Source organism: Pseudomonas fulva (assembly GCF_023517795.1).
Classification (GTDB): Bacteria; Pseudomonadota; Gammaproteobacteria; order Pseudomonadales; family Pseudomonadaceae; genus Aquipseudomonas; species Aquipseudomonas fulva_D.
The window spans coordinates 2,733,076-2,748,749 of sequence record NZ_CP082928.1 but is presented as its reverse complement, the minus strand read 5'-3'; the positions used below and the strand labels follow the sequence as shown (position 1 = coordinate 2,748,749).

Below are 15,674 nucleotides of genomic sequence, written 5' to 3'. Positions count from 1 at the left end.
ACGAATCCATCCATGGTTCGCGGCCGGTACCTGGCCCGCCACAAGCGGGTACTCGGACTCGCGCCAGCCTTCCTTCATCCCGCTGCGAGCACGCGCCGAATGAGCGCCCACGGCAGCCGTCACACCAGCCGCGAGGCCTCGATCATGAACACCGTCCTTCATCCCCAGGAGCTGATCCGCCAGATCGGCCCTGAACTGGGCCCGCAACTGCGCCTGATCGACAGTGAATCCTCACAAGCCAACCTGTTTCGCGGCAAGCTGCGCTGGCTGCACCTGCGCTCGGGCCTGTCGCTGCATTGCAGCGACTGCCATGAGCTGAGCACCTTCAGCACGCAACTGCAGATCGAGCCGCGCCTGAACTTCGTGCTGTTTCTCGACGGCCACAGCGACGTGCGCTACGACGACCGCGCGGTACGCTTCGGCGCCGCGCACGGGCGTGGTGAAGGCATCGCGGTGTCGCTGGCCGAACCGGTGCTGTTCTCCCGCCAGGCGCGGCGCGGCAGCCATATCCGCAAGCTGGTGATCAGCCTGTCGCCGCAGTGGCTGGACGCCGGCGGCCTGGACGGGCAGAACCAGTGTGCGGCGATCGAACGCTTCAGCCGCCAGCACCTGGCCATGCTGCGCTGGCAACCCTCGGCGCGGCTGCGCACCCTGGCCGAGCAGATTCTCAACCCGCCGGGCTACAACCCGCTGCTGGAGAACCTCTACCTGGAAAGCCGCAGCCTGGAAATCGCCGGCGAGGCCCTGGCGATGATCAGCCAGCAAGGCACCCAGCCGCCGCAGGGCCTGCGCCCCCACGAACACCAGCGCATCCGCCGCGTGCTGGAACTGCTCGACAGTGGCCAGGCCGATCACTGGAACACCGAGGCCATCGCCCGCGAGGCCGGCATCAACATCAACAGCCTGCAACGCCAGTTCCAGGCCAGCCAGGGCATGACGCTGTTCGAGTACCAGCGCGTGCGCAAGCTCAAACAGGCTCGCGAAGCCCTCGAACGCGACGGTATCAGCGTGACCGAGGCAGCCTGGCGGGCGGGCTATGGCAGTGCGGCCAACTTCGCCACGGCGTTCAAACGCCAGTTCGGCCTGACGCCCAGGCAGGTGCGCAGCAAGCTCTAGAACGGCCGCGTTCCAGCGCCTCGGGCAACAGCGCCAGCCGCTCGGGGCCGCATCGCGCGGCCCTGCCGAGGTTTGTAACTATTTTTGACAGCGGCGCAGACCTGCAGGCTAGAATCGGGCTCGCTTTTCCGCCCGTGGAGTCATGTCGCCTTGGATGCCAGCACCATCAACAGCCTCCTGCTCGTCGGCGCCCTCATGGTCGGTGCGAGCATCATGGTCAGCTCGCTGTCCTCGCGCCTTGGCATCCCGATTCTGGTCATCATCCTCGCTGTCGGCATGGTCGCCGGCGTCGACGGTGGCGGCATCATCTTCAACAACTACCCGACCGCCTATCTGGTGGGCAACCTGGCGCTGGCGGTGATCCTGCTCGACGGCGGCGTGCGCACCCGGGTCGGCAGCTTCCGGGTGGCCTTGTGGCCCGCCCTGTCGCTGGCCACGGTCGGCGTACTGATCACCACGGTGCTGACCGGGATGGTCGCGGCCTGGCTGTTCGACCTGAGCCTGATGCAGGGCCTGCTGATCGGCGCCATCGTCGGTTCCACGGACGCCGCGGCGGTGTTCTCGCTGCTTGGCGGCAAGGGCCTCAACGAGCGGGTCAGCGCGACCCTGGAAATCGAATCCGGCAGCAACGACCCGATGGCGGTGTTTCTCACCGTCACGCTGATCGACATGCTCGCCAAGGGCCAGGGCGAATTCCACCTGAGTTTCCTCGGCCACCTGCTGCAGGAGTTCGGCATCGGAGCGGTGCTCGGCCTGGGCGGCGGCTGGCTGTTGCTGAAGATCATCAATCGCCTGCACCTGGCCCACGGCCTGTACCCGTTGCTGGTGGTCAGTGGCGGCCTGCTGGTGTTCGCCCTGACCAACGCCCTGCACGGCAGCGGTTTCCTGGCCGTGTACCTGTGCGGCCTGGTGCTGGGCAACCGGCCGATCCGCTCGCGCCACGGCATCCTGCACATGCTCGACGGCATGGCCTGGCTGGCGCAGATCGGCATGTTCCTGGTGCTCGGCCTGCTGGTCACGCCCCACGACCTGCTGCCCATCGCCCTGCCGGCCCTGGGCCTGGCGCTGTGGATGATTCTCATCGCGCGGCCGCTGTCGGTGCTGGTCGGGCTCAGCCCGTTCCGCGCCTTCCATACCAAGGAGAAGGTGTTCATCGCCTGGGTCGGCCTGCGCGGTGCGGTGCCGATCATTCTCGCCGTGTTCCCGATGATGGCCGGGCTGCCCCATGCCCAGCTGTATTTCAACCTGGCGTTCTTCATCGTGCTGGTATCGCTGCTGCTGCAGGGCGCCAGCCTGCCGTGGGTGGCCAAGGCCCTGAAGGTGACGGTGCCGCCCGACCCGGCACCGATCTCCCGGGCCGGCCTGGAAGTGCACCCGACCAGCCAGTGGGAGCTGTTCGTCTATCGCCTGGGCGCGGAAAAGTGGTGCATCGGCGCGCCGCTGCGCGACCTGAAGATGCCGGACTCCACCCGCGTCGCCGCGCTGTTTCGCCACCACCAGCTGCTGCACCCGTCCGGCAGCACGGTGCTGGAGGCCGGCGACATGCTCTGCGTGATCGGCCATGAACACGACCTGCCAGCCCTCGGCAAGCTGTTCAGCCAGGCACCGCAGCGCGGCATGGACCTGCGCTTCTTCGGCGACTTCGTGCTCGAAGGCGACGCCCAGCTCGGCGCCATCGCCGCGCTCTACGGCCTGGCCACCACCGACCTCGACCCCTCGCTGACCCTGGGCCGCTTCATCAACCAGCAGATCGGCGGCGGGCCGGTGGTCGGCGATCAGGTCGAGTGGCAGGGCCTGACCTGGACGGTCGCCGAGATGGACGGGAACAAGATCCGCAAGGTCGGCGTCAGATTCCCCGAAGGCGTCCGCCCGGGCCCTGGTCTGTCGTTCTGACAACCGCCCACCAGCCCGCCCGTCAGCGCCCTGCCGAGCCGGCGGGGCCGATGCGCGGCAGCGTGTGACAGATCGCCGCGCGGGACTTCTCACCAGTCTGTAGACTCAGCAGGACTCCACCCCCGCGATCATGACCATGCACTCTTTCCGTCGTTTGCTTGCCGTTTTCCTGCTGGGCCTGTGCCTGGCCAATTCGCCCGCCTGGGCCGACGCCAACCCGACCGCTGCCGACGTGCAGCGCAGCCTGGACACCCTGGCCGACCGCAAGCTGGTCGAGCCCGAGCAGAGCCTGGTGCGCCAGACGCTGGAAAGGACCCTGGATGCGCTCAAGGCCCAGGCCGATAGCCAGCAGAAGCTGGCCGCGCTGGAGAAGCAGCTGGCCCAGGCGCCCCGCCAGACCCAGGACGCCCACCGCGAACTGGAGAAGCTCAAGGCCACCAAGGTGGTGCCCGTGGCCCAGCGCTACGCCACCACCAGCGTCGCCCAATTGGAGCAGATTCTCAGCGAGCGCAGCGCCCAGCTCAGCGACTGGCAGAAGCAGCTCAACGATGCCAACACCCTGATCATCACCGCACAGACACGCCCCGAGCGTGCCCAGGCCGAGATCAGCGGCAACCAGACCCGTGCCCAGCAGATCAACACCCTGCTCAAGAACGGCCGCGAGGACGGCAAGGCGCTGAGCGCCGAGCGCGTCGCCCAGCTCAAGGCCGAGCTGGCCCAACTGGGCGCCCTGACCCAGCTGCGCCGCCAGGAGATGGCCGGCAACAGCGTGCTGCAGGACCTGGGCAGCGCCCAGCGCGACCTGCTCGACGAGCGCATCAAGCGCCTGGACGTGGAGCTGCAGGACCTGCAGAACCTGATCAACGAAAAGCGCCGCGACCAGTCCGAACGCACCGTCGCCGAGCAGTCCATGGAGGCGCAGAAGGTCGGCGGCTCCGATACCCTGCTGTCACGCGAGAGCGCGCTGAACCTCAAGCTGTCCGACTACCTGCTGCGCGGCACCGACCGTCTCAACGAGCTGACCCAGCTCAACCTGCGCACCCAGCAGCAGCTCGACACCCTGAACCAGACCGACCAGGCCCTCGACGAGCAGATCAGCGTGCTGCAGGGCAGCCTGCTGCTGTCCAAGATCCTCTACAAGCAGAAGCAGGCACTGCCCAAGCTCAAGCTCGATAGCGGTCTGGCCGACGAAATCGCCGACATCCGCCTCTACCAGTTCGAGCTCAACCAGCAGCGCGAGCAGATTTCCAACCCCGGCGCCTACGTCGACAAGCAGCTGGCCGCCCAGCCGCCGGAAAGCGTGACGCCGGAACTGCGCGAATCCCTGCTGGACCTGATCGACACCCGCCGCGTGCTGCATGACCAACTCAATCGCGAGCTCAATGCGCTGCTCAACGAATCGATCACCCTGCAGCTCAACCAGAAACAGCTGCAGGACACCGCCACGGCCCTGCGCGCCACCCTCGACGAGCAGATGTTCTGGATCCCCAGCAACAACCCGCTCAACCTCGACTGGTTCAAGAGCGCCCCAGCCCAGCTGCAGCGGCAGATTTCCGACCTGCCCTGGCTCGACAACATCAGCCAGCTCGGCGCCGGCCTGATCGAGCGGCCGCTGCTGTTCCTGCCGTTGCTGCTGGTGATGGGCCTGCTGCTGTTCAAGCGTCGCTACCTGAGCCAGAAACTCACCGACCTGCACAAGGACATCGGCCACTTCAAGCGTGACAGCCAGCTGCACACGCCGGTGGCGATCCTCCTCAACGTGTTGCTGGCCCTGCCCGGCACCCTGCTCCTGGCGCTGTGCGGCTTCGCCCTGCAGATGGACGCCCGCGGCCTGAACGTCAACCTGGGATCGGCCTTCCTCGGCATGGCCCAGGCCTGGCTGGTGTTCTACACCGTGTACCGCATCTTCACCCCGGGCGGCGTGGCCGAGCTGCACTTCCACTGGGCCCGTGCCCATGTGGCCTACCTGCACCGGCAGATCCGCTGGCTGGGCGTGGTGGTGATGGCGCTGGTGGCGGTGGTCACCGTCGCCGAGCACCAGCCGTCGAGCCTGTCCGACGACGTCATCGGCATCGCCGTGGTACTGACCTGCTACGGCCTGATGATCTGGCTGCTGCAGAAACTGCTGCTGCGTGGCCCGGCCCGGGAGAACGCCTCGACCTTCCGCATGTTCATCGGCGTGCTGTTCAGCATGCTGCCGCTGGGCCTGTTCCTGGCGGTGTGCTTCGGTTACTACTACACCGCCCTGAAGCTCAGCGACCGGTTGATCGACACCCTCTACCTGCTGTTGATCTGGCTGGTGGTCGAGGCGGTGTTCGTGCGCGGCCTGGCGGTCGCCGCGCGGCGCCTGGCCTATCAGCGCGCCACCGCGAAACGCGAAGCGCAGACCACCGAGGACAGCGAGGGCACCGAAATCCAGCTGGAAACCCCGCGCCTGGACATCGAACAGGTCAACCAGCAGTCCCTGCGCCTGATCCGCCTGACCCTGCTGGGCAGCTTCATCGCCGCCATGTACTGGGTGTGGGCCGACCTGATCTCGGTATTCGCCTACCTCGACAACATCACCCTCTACGAATACAACAGCAGTACCGTGGTCGGCAGCGCCGCCTCGCTGGTGCCGATCAGCCTGCTCGATGCCCTGTACGCGCTGATCATCGCCGCCATCACCCTGGCCCTGGGCCGCAACCTGCCGGGCCTTCTGGAAGTGCTGGTGCTGTCGCGCCTGCGCCTGGCCCAGGGCAGCGCCTATGCCACCACCACCCTGCTGTCGTACGTGATCTTCGGCACCGGTATCGTGGTCACCCTGTCGACCCTGGGGGTCAGCTGGAACAAGCTGCAATGGCTGGTCGCCGCGCTGTCGGTGGGTATCGGTTTCGGCATGCAGGAGATCTTCGCCAACTTCATCTCCGGCCTGATCATCCTCTTCGAGCGCCCGGTGCGCATCGGCGACCTGGTCACCATCGGCGGCGTGACCGGCACGGTGAAGCGCATCCACATCCGCGCCACCCACATCATCGACAGTGATCGCAAGGAAGTGATAGTGCCGAACAAGACGTTCGTCACCAGCCAGTTGATCAACTGGACCCTGACCGATACGGTGACCCGCATCGTGCTGACCTTCAAGGTCAACCGCGGCGCCGACCTGGAGAAGGTCCGTACCCTGCTGCTGCAGGCCGCCCAGGAGAATTCGCGGGTGATGCGCGACCCGGCACCGACCGCCCAGCTCAGCCTGTACGCGCCGGATGGCCTGACCCACGAGCTGAAGTTCTACGTCAAGGAACTGGGCGACCGCGGTACCGCGACCGATGAGCTCAACCGCCGTATCGACCAGCTGTTCGCCGACAACGACATCAACCTGTCCAGCACGCCGAAGATGGACATCGTGCTCAGCCGCGCAGCGGCGCCCCACGACACGCTCAAGCTGGATGACGAGCAACTGGCGAGCGCCGAGCAAGCCGAGAAAAAACACGAGGCCAAACCATGAAAACCCTCGACACCCTGACCTTCGACAATCGTTTCGCCGGCCTGGGTGACGGGTTTTCCACGCATATATTGCCCGAGCCCATCGCCGAGCCGCGTCTGGTGGTGGTCAGCGACAGTGCCCTGGCCCTGCTCGATCTCGACCCGCGCGAAGCGCAGCGCGAGGTATTCGCCGAGCTGTTCTCCGGCAACCAGCTGTGGAGCGACGCCGAGCCGCGCGCCATGGTCTATTCCGGTCATCAGTTCGGCGGCTACTCGCCACGCCTGGGCGATGGCCGCGGCCTGCTGCTCGGCGAAGTGCTCAACGATGCCGGCGAACACTGGGACCTGCACCTCAAGGGCGCCGGCATGACGCCCTACTCGCGCATGGGCGACGGCCGCGCCGTGCTGCGCTCATCGATCCGCGAGTTCCTGGCCAGCGAAGCGCTGCACGCCCTGGGCATCCCCAGCTCGCGGGCGTTGTGCGTGACCGGTTCGAGCACCCCGGTATGGCGCGAGAAGCAGGAAACCGCCGCCATGCTGGTGCGCCTGGCGCCCAGCCATATCCGCTTCGGCCACTTCGAGTACTTCTACTACACGCGCCAGCACGAGCAGCTCAAGCAACTCGCCGATTACGTCATCACGCATCATTACCCGGCCTGCCGCGAGCAACCGCAGCCCTATGCCGCGCTGCTCAAGGCGGTGCTGGAACGCACTGCGGAGATGGTCGCCTGGTGGCAGGCCTACGGCTTCTGTCACGGGGTGATGAACACCGACAACATGTCGATCCTCGGCATCACCTTCGACTTCGGCCCCTACGCCTTTCTTGACGACTTCGATGCCAAGCACATCTGCAACCACTCCGATGACACCGGCCGCTACAGCTTCAGCAACCAGGTGCCCATCGCCCACTGGAACCTCTCGGCCCTCGCCCAGGCGCTGACGCCCCTGGTGGAAGTCGACAGCCTGCGCGAAACCCTCGACCTGTTCCTGCCGATCTACCAGGCCCACTACCACGACCTGATGCGCAAACGGCTGGGCTTCACCAGCGCCGAAGAAGGCGACGAAGAACTGATCCAGCGCCTGCTGACCCTGATGCAAGCCGGCAAGGCCACGGACTACTCGCTGTTCTTCCGCCACCTGGGTGACCAGGCGCCAGCCGAGGCGCTAAAAGTGGTGCGCAACGACTTCGTCGACCTCCAGGGCTTCGATGCCTGGGGCGCCGACTACCTGGCCCGCCTGGACCGCGAAGGCTTCGAACAGAGCGAGCGCCAGGCGCGTATGCACGCGGTCAACCCGCTCTTCGTGCTACGCAACTACCTCGCCCAGGAAGCCATCGCCGCTGCCGAAGCCGGCGATTACGAGCCGGTGCGTGAACTGCATAAGGTCCTGACCCGCCCATTCGACGAGCAGCCGGGCAAGGAGCATTACGCGCAGCGGCCACCGGACTGGGGTAAGCATCTGTCGATCAGTTGTTCTTCGTGAATGCCATATTGAGACCAAGGGAGCTACATCGCGATGGTCACTGATGACTTTCCTCTAGCACAGCAGCTTTTCACTCTTATCGACGACGGGATTCTCGAGGAGTACGACGCTTTTACATTTAGCTGCATCGTTGGCAAGGGTTATATAGATACTCAACTGACGACTGAACTGGGTGATGTACAGAACGCCCAAGCTCGTCATGAGATGAATCACGCAGTGCTGAACGAACTGGTCAGGCAGCTGCAGGCGAACGCGCGGCGACGCGACGAGGGCTGGTCTTCTTTCGTTATGTCTTATCGGCATGGGGAACAAGTGAGCCTGAAGTTCGGTAAAGAGAAAGCCGCGTGGGACACCCGCTGAGCAACGTAGAGCGTATTAGCCAAAGGTGTAATCCGCCAATACGTCTGCACGCATAACTCTGCCCTGTGCAGCATATTGCCCGGCAGGCACTTGCCGTTTACAGGGCAACCTCTTATCGTCGAAACCCTCTGCGGCTGGATACCCGCACGCGTAAACCATTGCCAAAAGGAATTTGCAGTGCACTTCGCCCTACTTCGCAGCTGCGCCACGACCTCGCCGCCTACATCGCCGGGCAGAAGTGCTGTGCTGACACAAATCACGCGAATACGCGAGAGTTCTGTATGCCCACGCGGCAAACTATTGTTTTTTTCTGAGAATTCAGCCTGCACAGCCAATAAGGCAGCGACGTTATACGGAATTCCGCAATAGCGTATTGATAAAGAATTTCTATTTAATCACTGTTAGCCGCTAGCAAAAACCCTAATACTTACTACTTACCCCCGAGGAGGCGACGATTGCGAGACTTCAACAACGATGGACAGATCAATGTTCAGGGTGACTTCAATGTTACGGACCACTCTCAAAATGAGCACAAGTTGCTGATCCATTGTTCAAGCGATGAGTTACTGCAGGAGAGGCCATTCCGGCAGGAAAACATTCGTCTTGAACAAGCCCGCAAGGTCAAAAGGCTCAAACCGCTTTATTCTCTCAGCGTCGCATTTTTTTGCGCTGCGGCAGGTTGGGCAACTTTCAAAGGGAAAGCTGATTTGGCCACCTTAATCCTTGGAGTAGCCTCGCTCTTTCTTGGCTTTCAATCGCTGAAAGCCACGATCGAACCTAATGCATTCCAAATCGAAGAACAGAATGCGGTTAACGAAATCAACAAGCTATTGAAGCAGCGCAGGGTTGAGTGATGGCGGCTAACAAGTCCGTCAACCGGACGCCCAAAAGCTGGGCTTTTGGGTTCCCTCCGCTATGCTCCGGCGCCGATTACGCCTAAACGTTAGAGTTTTGAATATTTTTTGAGTTGACCTATGAGAAAAGAAATTCCGGCTCCGGTGATAGCCGTACTCTCAGAGAATATGCCCGACTTGGAGAGTCATGCGAGCTTAGACAATCTTTTCTCTTATGCAGAGGCACCGGGAGAGCCACCCGAGGGCTCAAAACAAGTAAAAGTCCAAGCATGGCTGCGGCGCGTCAATAAAGAAACAGAAAGACCCTTAGTGGTTTTAGGCCGCATAATTGAGTATTACATGGAGTTTCCTGATATAGAGGAAAACTCGCGCTCAACGTATAGCATCCATGTTGCAGACACTAAAAAGGAATTTAAAAGAAAAATTGAGGCAATATTGTCTCGCTGTAATCTTACATATATTGCGGGCGGCATAATTTCAGATGGCAGTTCAACACCTAGCCGATCATTAGCCGAGTTGATTAAAGGCCGAGATATTCCCTCAATAGATGCTGAATTTACAAGGGCCCTTGCCAATGTAAACTCAGAGCCAAGGGAAGCAGTCTCTGCTGCTTGCAATATATTGGAATCTATATTCAAGACTTACATTACTGATGAAAACCTGGAGATGCCTCAAAAGCAGGATCTGCAGAATGTTTGGAAGGTAGTGCGCTCTGATCTCGGCTTTGAACCGGGACTGCTACAGGATGACGACCTGAAAAGGATTCTCTCTGGTGTGCTATCAGTTGTTGATGGAATTGGCGCCTTCAGAACTCATGCAAGCTCAGCGCACGGAGAAGGTCGGAAAGTCTACAAACTTAAGCCAAGGCATGCGAGGCTCGCAATCCACTCCGCTCACACGATTGCGTTATTTGTCTTAGAGACGTGGGATGAAAGAAAGCGCCGATAAAAACTCTAACAAATGGTTCAAACCGTTCGATTCGCTCACTGGGATGGGCTAAAGCCCGCCCCTTAATCAAACGTTAGGCATGGCGGAGTCGTCGTGCGAGCAAACACACTATGAACAAGCCCAAGAGACATCACTGGTGGCCAATGGCGCAGTCTCGATACTGGACCGACGCACAGGGGTTCGTGACGGTGACTCGAGCAGATGGATCGACATTCCGCACCAACCCTCTGAACATTGGAGTCGAATCGGAGTTGTACACGCGCTTCCGTGATGATGACACTAAGGATACAGGGATTGAGGAGTGGTTTGCCGAAGCCATTGACGGCCCGGCTACGAGAATGATCGAACACCTAATCGAACCTTCCAATGTCAGCCGACAGTCGTTTCGCGGCGATCCTGAGAAAGCTAGCACAGCCAGACAGCTGGGCTTTCGCGTGAATCCCTACGTAGAGATGATCACGACTCCACCCGAGATCCGCCAAGCAATTTCGCAGTACGTCGCCGCGCTCTTGGTGAGGCATCCTCAGTATCTAGCCCGGCTGGTTGCGTTTCATGAGAAGCAGGCAGAACCAAGTATGAGCGTCAAGGACCGCGCGCTGGACAACATGCTTCACCTTTACAAAAAGTATGTTGAAGTGATTGCGAGATCAGTCTTCCTTATCACACGTCGTGTTGGCGATGCGGAGTATCTCTATACTGACGGAGGGCTGGTCGTTGAAGAGCCATGGCGTACTACTTTCAATATCCCCTTTGATATTCACGCGCCACTAACCCCCGATATCGCACTGCAAGTTCTACCTGTGCCCCTCCACTTCGTTGATGATCTAACCGTGGCGATGATCGGCGAGGTGACGAACCAAGGCGTTGCGCGTCAGAACCGCATCATCCTAGGTGCAGCGAGGCGTTTTGTGTTTTCTCGGCAGACCATTCCGCCTAAGTTTGTAGTGAATAATTTTGGACAGCCAGCGCCCAAAAATATCGGATACAGCGTTGTCAATGGTCGCTTGCAAACGCTCTATGACCCAACTCGCAGATAAATCCGCTGCAATGCCTAACCCTCGTTCCAGCGGACTGCCTTTTGGGAAAAGGGGACGGATTTATTTATGGGAAAAGGGGACGGATTTATTTATGGCACAGCGCTATTAGTCCAAAATAAACATTTCTCTTTCGTCATGAGCTATGACTGGCTGGTGCTCACGGCCCAGCCAGCATCCACTCCAATGCCATCTGCACATGCAACTCGGCGCTGTCGAACATTGGAATGCTCGCCTGCTCGCTCGCCAACAATAGCCCAATTTCGGTACAACCGAGAATCACCGCCTCGGCACCCTGCTCGGACAGCTGGCTGAGGCAATCAAGATAGAAAGTCCGCGATTTGTCATTGAATTCGCCGCGACACAACTCAGCAAAAATCACCCGGTCGACTTCGGCTATCTGCTCGGCAGTCGGCAGCAGCACCTCAATGCCGTATCGCTCAGCCAGACGCTGCTGATAAAAATCCTCCTGCATGGTGAAGCGTGTACCAAGCAACGCGGCCCGGCCCACGCCACGGGCGTGCAGCGCCTGACCAACCGCATCGCCAATATGCAGCAATGGGATATCGATCTGCGCCTCAATGGCCGGAGCGATCTTGTGCATGGTATTGGTGGCCAACAGAATGGCTCCCGCGCCAGCTTGCTGCAGGCCATGTGCTGCGCGAGCAAGGCGCTCGCCAGCCTGCTGCCATTCGGCCCGGCGCTGCAGTTCAGCGATCTCGGCGAAGTCGACTGAATCAAGCAACAGTGAAGCCGAGTGCAAACCGCCCAGCCGGTCACGGACGCCCTCATTGAGCTGGCGGTAATAGACCGCGGTGGATTCCCAGCTCATGCCGCCCAGAATGCCAATACGTCGCATGAGTCATCTCCCTGACATTGATTGATCCTGCCGACCCTAACGCCTCAACGTATAGATATACAGCGGGCAGCTCGCGGCACAGCGCAGGCTCGCCTCGAACCTCCACAAAATAAAAAACCTTCGTCTTCCCACCGATCCCGCGTCACAGCACAATCAACTCTCTTGCCTAGCCCAGGTGACCCTCATGAAAGTCCACGGTAGCTGCCACTGCGACGCCATCGCCTTCGTCGCAGAAACGGACCCACAACTCACCAGCGTGTGCCATTGCCACGATTGCCAGAAGCTCACTGGCACGGCGTTCCGGGTCTCCACGCCGGCGCTTCCTGGCACATTTTCGCTGCTGCGGGGTACGCCCAAGGTGTATGTGAAGGTGGCGGAGAGCGGTTCGCGGCGTGCCCAGGCGTTCTGTGGCGACTGTGGTTCGCAGTTGTTTACCTATGACGCCGACAACCCGACCGCTTACGGTCTGCGCGTCGGCGTGCTGGCCGAGTCGCAGCAATTGCGGCCGACCTGGCAGAAGTGGTGCGAAGCGGCGCTGCCCTGGGTACAGGATCTGTCGGCGCTGGAGAAAGCACCGGGCGACGATCGCCAGCGCTGAGCCCGCGCAGATCGTACGGCGAGCACCTGTCCGCGCTGCGGAGTCACCCACCCTGCCCACACACGCACTTTGCTCAAATGCCGGTTATCAGCAGATCGAGCGCCGCGATGATTTCATCACGCCGCGCAGTTAAATCCGCCACCATGAGCCCCAACTGTTTGTTGGCGATACCCGCCATTTGCGGCGTCATCATCACGTACGGCTCACCTTCGATTTCAAACCGTGGCGTGAGGCTTTTCAACATCTCTCCCTGCAGGATGCTCGCCGGATAGAGCGGCACCACAACCCGCGTACCGAGTTCCGCAAGCAGGTCGCTCTGTACATCGAGCAGCAAGGGCACGGCGGCCCTGGTGGCAGGATTGATGTTTCTATAAACGGCAAACTGCGGCATCAGAAGCTGCGCAATTCGTCGCCGAACACGCCATTGGCCTCTACATGCTCATTGTAAGCAGCGATGGCCTGACGGTTGTCTGTCAACCATTGCTCACGCTGCTTTTCCTTCAACGCCTGGGCCAATGCCTTTTCCAGGGTGGCAGAGAGGTTGATGTCGAGAGCCTTGACCTTATTGAGCAGATCCTCATTGACGCGAAGGTTGGCCGCTCGTTTCGGGGCATTGAGATCGTATGAAGGCAACATGAGCATTTCCTTGCCGAATAACGCGCACAATTTATGCGCACAGGAATTCTCAGTAAAGCGGCTTTTCGAGGTATTCGACCAAGGGGCCACCACTCAGCTGCCATCCAGACCCCGCACGAGACTTCCCCGCGAAAACCCGGATAATGCCGGCCATTCGTTTGCTTGCCGGTGCCGCTCCATGGAAATCAAGGTCAACTTTCTCGACAACCTTCGCCTCGAAGCCAAGTTCGACGACTTCACGGTGATCGCCGATCAGCCGATTCGCTACAAGGGCGATGGCTCGGCGCCGGGGCCGTTCGACTATTTCCTGGCTTCCTCGGCGCTGTGCGCGGCGTACTTCGTCAAGCTTTACTGCCAGACGCGGGACATTCCCACCGAGAATATCCGCCTGTCGCAGAACAATATCGTCGACCCGGAGAACCGCTACGCGCAGATCTTCAAGATCCAGGTGGAGCTGCCCGCCGATATCTCCGAGAAGGATCGCCTGGGCATTCTGCGCTCCATCGACCGCTGCACGGTGAAGAAGGTGGTGCAGCAAGGCCCCGAGTTCATCATCGAGGAAGTCGACAACCTCGACGCTGATGCCCAGGCGCTGCTGATGCCGGTGTCCGATACCACCACCTATATCCCGGGCAAGGATCTGCCGCTGGAGCAGACCATCGCCAACATGTCGGGCATCCTCGCGGATCTGGGGATGAAGATCGAGATCGCCTCCTGGCGCAATATCGTGCCCAACGTCTGGTCGCTGCATATCCGTGATGCGCAGTCGAACCTGTGCTTCACCAACGGCAAGGGTTCGACCAAGGAAAGCGCCCTGGCCTCGGCCCTGGGCGAGTTCATCGAGCGGCTGAACTGCAACTTCTTCTACAACGACCAGTTCTGGGGCGAGGACGTCGCCGCTGCCGAGTTCGTCCACTACCCGAACGAGCGCTGGTTCAAGCCGGGCCCGAAGGACGCACTACCCGAGGAGATCCTCGACGCGCATTGCCTGGCCATCTACAACCCGGATGGCGAACTGCGTGGCTCGCACCTGTACGACACCAACTCGGGCAACACCCTGCGCGGCATCTGTTCGCTGCCCTTCGTGCGCAGGAGCGATGGCCAGACGGTGTATTTCCCTTCCAACCTGATCGAGAACCTGTACCTGTCCAACGGCATGAGCGCCGGCAATACCCTGGCCGAGGCCCAGGTGCAGTGCCTGTCGGAGATCTTCGAGCGGGCGGTGAAGCGCGAGATCCTCGAAGGCGAGCTGTGCCTGCCGGATGTGCCGCAGGAGGTGCTGGCCAAGTACCCGGGCATCGTCGCCGGCATCCAGGGCCTGGAAGAACAAGGCTTCCCGGTGCTGGTCAAGGACGCCTCCCTGGGCGGTGAATTCCCGGTGATGTGCGTGACTTTGATGAATCCGCGTACCGGCGGCGTGTTCGCCTCCTTCGGCGCCCACCCGAGCCTGGAAGTGGCCCTGGAGCGCAGCCTCACCGAGCTGCTGCAGGGGCGCAGCTTCGAGGGCCTCAACGACCTGCCGCAACCGACCTTCGACAGTCTGGCGCTGACCGAGCCGAACAACTTCGTCGAGCACTTCATCGACTCCAGCGGTGTGGTGTCCTGGCGCTTCTTCGGCGCCAAGGCCGACTTCGACTTCGTCGAGTGGGATTTCTCCGGCGAGGGCGCCGACTCCAACGAGCAGGAAGCCGCGACCCTGTTCGGTATCCTCGAGGACATGGGCAAGGAGGTCTACGTAGCCACCTATGACGACCTCGGCGCCAACGCCTGCCGCATCCTCGTGCCCGGCTACTCGGAGATCTATCCGGTCGAGGACCTGGTCTGGGACAACACCAACAAGGCCCTGCTGTTTCGCAAGGACATCCTCAACCTGCACACCCTGAGCGACCGCGAGCTCAAGTCGCTGCTGCGCAACCTCAACAATATCGAGGTCGACGACTACACCGACATCAGCACGCTGATCGGCATCGAGTTCGACGACAACACGGTGTGGGGCCAGCTGACCATTCTCGAGCTGAAGCTGCTGATCAACCTGGCGCTGAACAAGTACGACGACACCAAGGAACTGGTCGAGGCCTTCCTGCAGTACAACGACAACACCGTCGAACGCGGCCTGTTCTACCAGGCGGTCAACGCGGTACTGGAGATCCAGCTGGACGACGAGCTGGAGCTGGCCAACTTCGAGCACAACCTGCGGCGCATGTTCGGCAGCGAACGCATCGATGCCGCGATCGGCTCGGTGCACGGCAGCGTGCGTTTCTCCGGCCTGACGCCCACCAGCATGAAACTGGAGGGCCTGGACAAGCACCAGCGCCTGATCGACAGCTACAGGAAACTGCACGCGGCGCGCGCCAGAGCGGCAGGCCTTGCCAACCAATAGGCCAGCCGAACGCGCCAACGAGAAAGCACCTTCGGGTGCTTTCTGCGTTTTC

13 protein-coding genes are annotated in these 15,674 nt (G+C 61.3%); 10 read left to right on the top strand and 3 right to left on the bottom strand.

The window, feature by feature from the left end:
- Window positions 1-144 precede the first annotated feature (144 nt).
- From K8U54_RS12405 to K8U54_RS12370, 8 genes are all read left to right on the top strand, one after another.
- Window positions 145-1,116 carry a helix-turn-helix transcriptional regulator gene (locus K8U54_RS12405; RefSeq protein ID WP_249906149.1) on the top strand — a complete coding sequence of 324 codons (972 nt, stop codon included), beginning with the start codon at window positions 145-147 and terminating at the stop codon, window positions 1,114-1,116.
- A gap of 150 nt (window positions 1,117-1,266) precedes the next feature.
- Window positions 1,267-3,009, top strand: coding sequence for a potassium/proton antiporter (locus tag K8U54_RS12400; protein WP_249906148.1), 1,743 nt, complete (start codon window positions 1,267-1,269; stop codon window positions 3,007-3,009).
- Between the two features lie 136 nt (window positions 3,010-3,145).
- Complete coding sequence (gene mscK, locus K8U54_RS12395) at window positions 3,146-6,493, top strand: mechanosensitive channel MscK (RefSeq protein ID WP_249906147.1); 3,348 nt, start codon at window positions 3,146-3,148, stop codon at window positions 6,491-6,493.
- Window positions 6,490-7,953 carry a protein adenylyltransferase SelO gene (selO, locus tag K8U54_RS12390; RefSeq protein ID WP_249906146.1) on the top strand — a complete coding sequence of 488 codons (1,464 nt, stop codon included), beginning with the start codon at window positions 6,490-6,492 and terminating at the stop codon, window positions 7,951-7,953. The genes mscK and selO overlap by 4 nt, the downstream gene beginning before the upstream one ends.
- Window positions 7,954-7,986: 33 nt before the next feature.
- Window positions 7,987-8,313, top strand: coding sequence for a hypothetical protein (locus K8U54_RS12385; protein WP_249906145.1), 327 nt, complete (start codon window positions 7,987-7,989; stop codon window positions 8,311-8,313).
- Between the two features lie 455 nt (window positions 8,314-8,768).
- Entirely contained in the window at window positions 8,769-9,167 is a 399-nt protein-coding gene (locus tag K8U54_RS12380; protein WP_249906144.1) for a hypothetical protein, read from the top strand.
- 120 nt (window positions 9,168-9,287) lie between these two features.
- Window positions 9,288-10,115: an abortive infection family protein gene (locus K8U54_RS12375; protein WP_249906143.1), complete on the top strand. Its 828-nt coding sequence runs from the start codon at window positions 9,288-9,290 to the stop codon at window positions 10,113-10,115.
- Window positions 10,116-10,225: 110 nt separating this feature from the next.
- Window positions 10,226-11,152 (top strand): DUF4238 domain-containing protein, encoded by a 927-nt coding sequence (locus K8U54_RS12370; protein WP_249906142.1) that lies wholly within the window; start codon window positions 10,226-10,228, stop codon window positions 11,150-11,152.
- 157 nt (window positions 11,153-11,309) lie between these two features.
- On the opposite strand, the gene K8U54_RS12365 is transcribed toward K8U54_RS12370, so the two are convergent.
- Window positions 11,310-12,008, bottom strand: a complete 699-nt coding sequence (locus K8U54_RS12365; protein ID WP_249906141.1) for an aspartate/glutamate racemase family protein — start codon at window positions 12,006-12,008, stop codon at window positions 11,310-11,312.
- 184 nt (window positions 12,009-12,192) lie between these two features.
- Between K8U54_RS12365 and K8U54_RS12360 the strand changes: the two genes are divergently transcribed.
- Entirely contained in the window at window positions 12,193-12,606 is a 414-nt protein-coding gene (locus K8U54_RS12360; protein WP_249906140.1) for a GFA family protein, read from the top strand.
- Window positions 12,607-12,679: 73 nt separating this feature from the next.
- On the opposite strand, the gene K8U54_RS12355 is transcribed toward K8U54_RS12360, so the two are convergent.
- Both K8U54_RS12355 and K8U54_RS12350 read right to left on the bottom strand, forming a co-directional pair.
- Window positions 12,680-12,997 (bottom strand): CcdB family protein, encoded by a 318-nt coding sequence (locus K8U54_RS12355; RefSeq protein ID WP_249906139.1) that lies wholly within the window; start codon window positions 12,995-12,997, stop codon window positions 12,680-12,682.
- Entirely contained in the window at window positions 12,997-13,242 is a 246-nt protein-coding gene (locus K8U54_RS12350) for a type II toxin-antitoxin system CcdA family antitoxin (RefSeq protein WP_249906138.1), read from the bottom strand. Before K8U54_RS12350 ends, K8U54_RS12355 begins: the two co-directional genes overlap by 1 nt.
- Window positions 13,243-13,420: 178 nt before the next feature.
- On the opposite strand from K8U54_RS12350, the gene K8U54_RS12345 reads away from it, so the two are divergent.
- Entirely contained in the window at window positions 13,421-15,622 is a 2,202-nt protein-coding gene (locus K8U54_RS12345) for an OsmC domain/YcaO domain-containing protein (protein ID WP_249906137.1), read from the top strand.
- Window positions 15,623-15,674 lie beyond the last annotated feature (52 nt).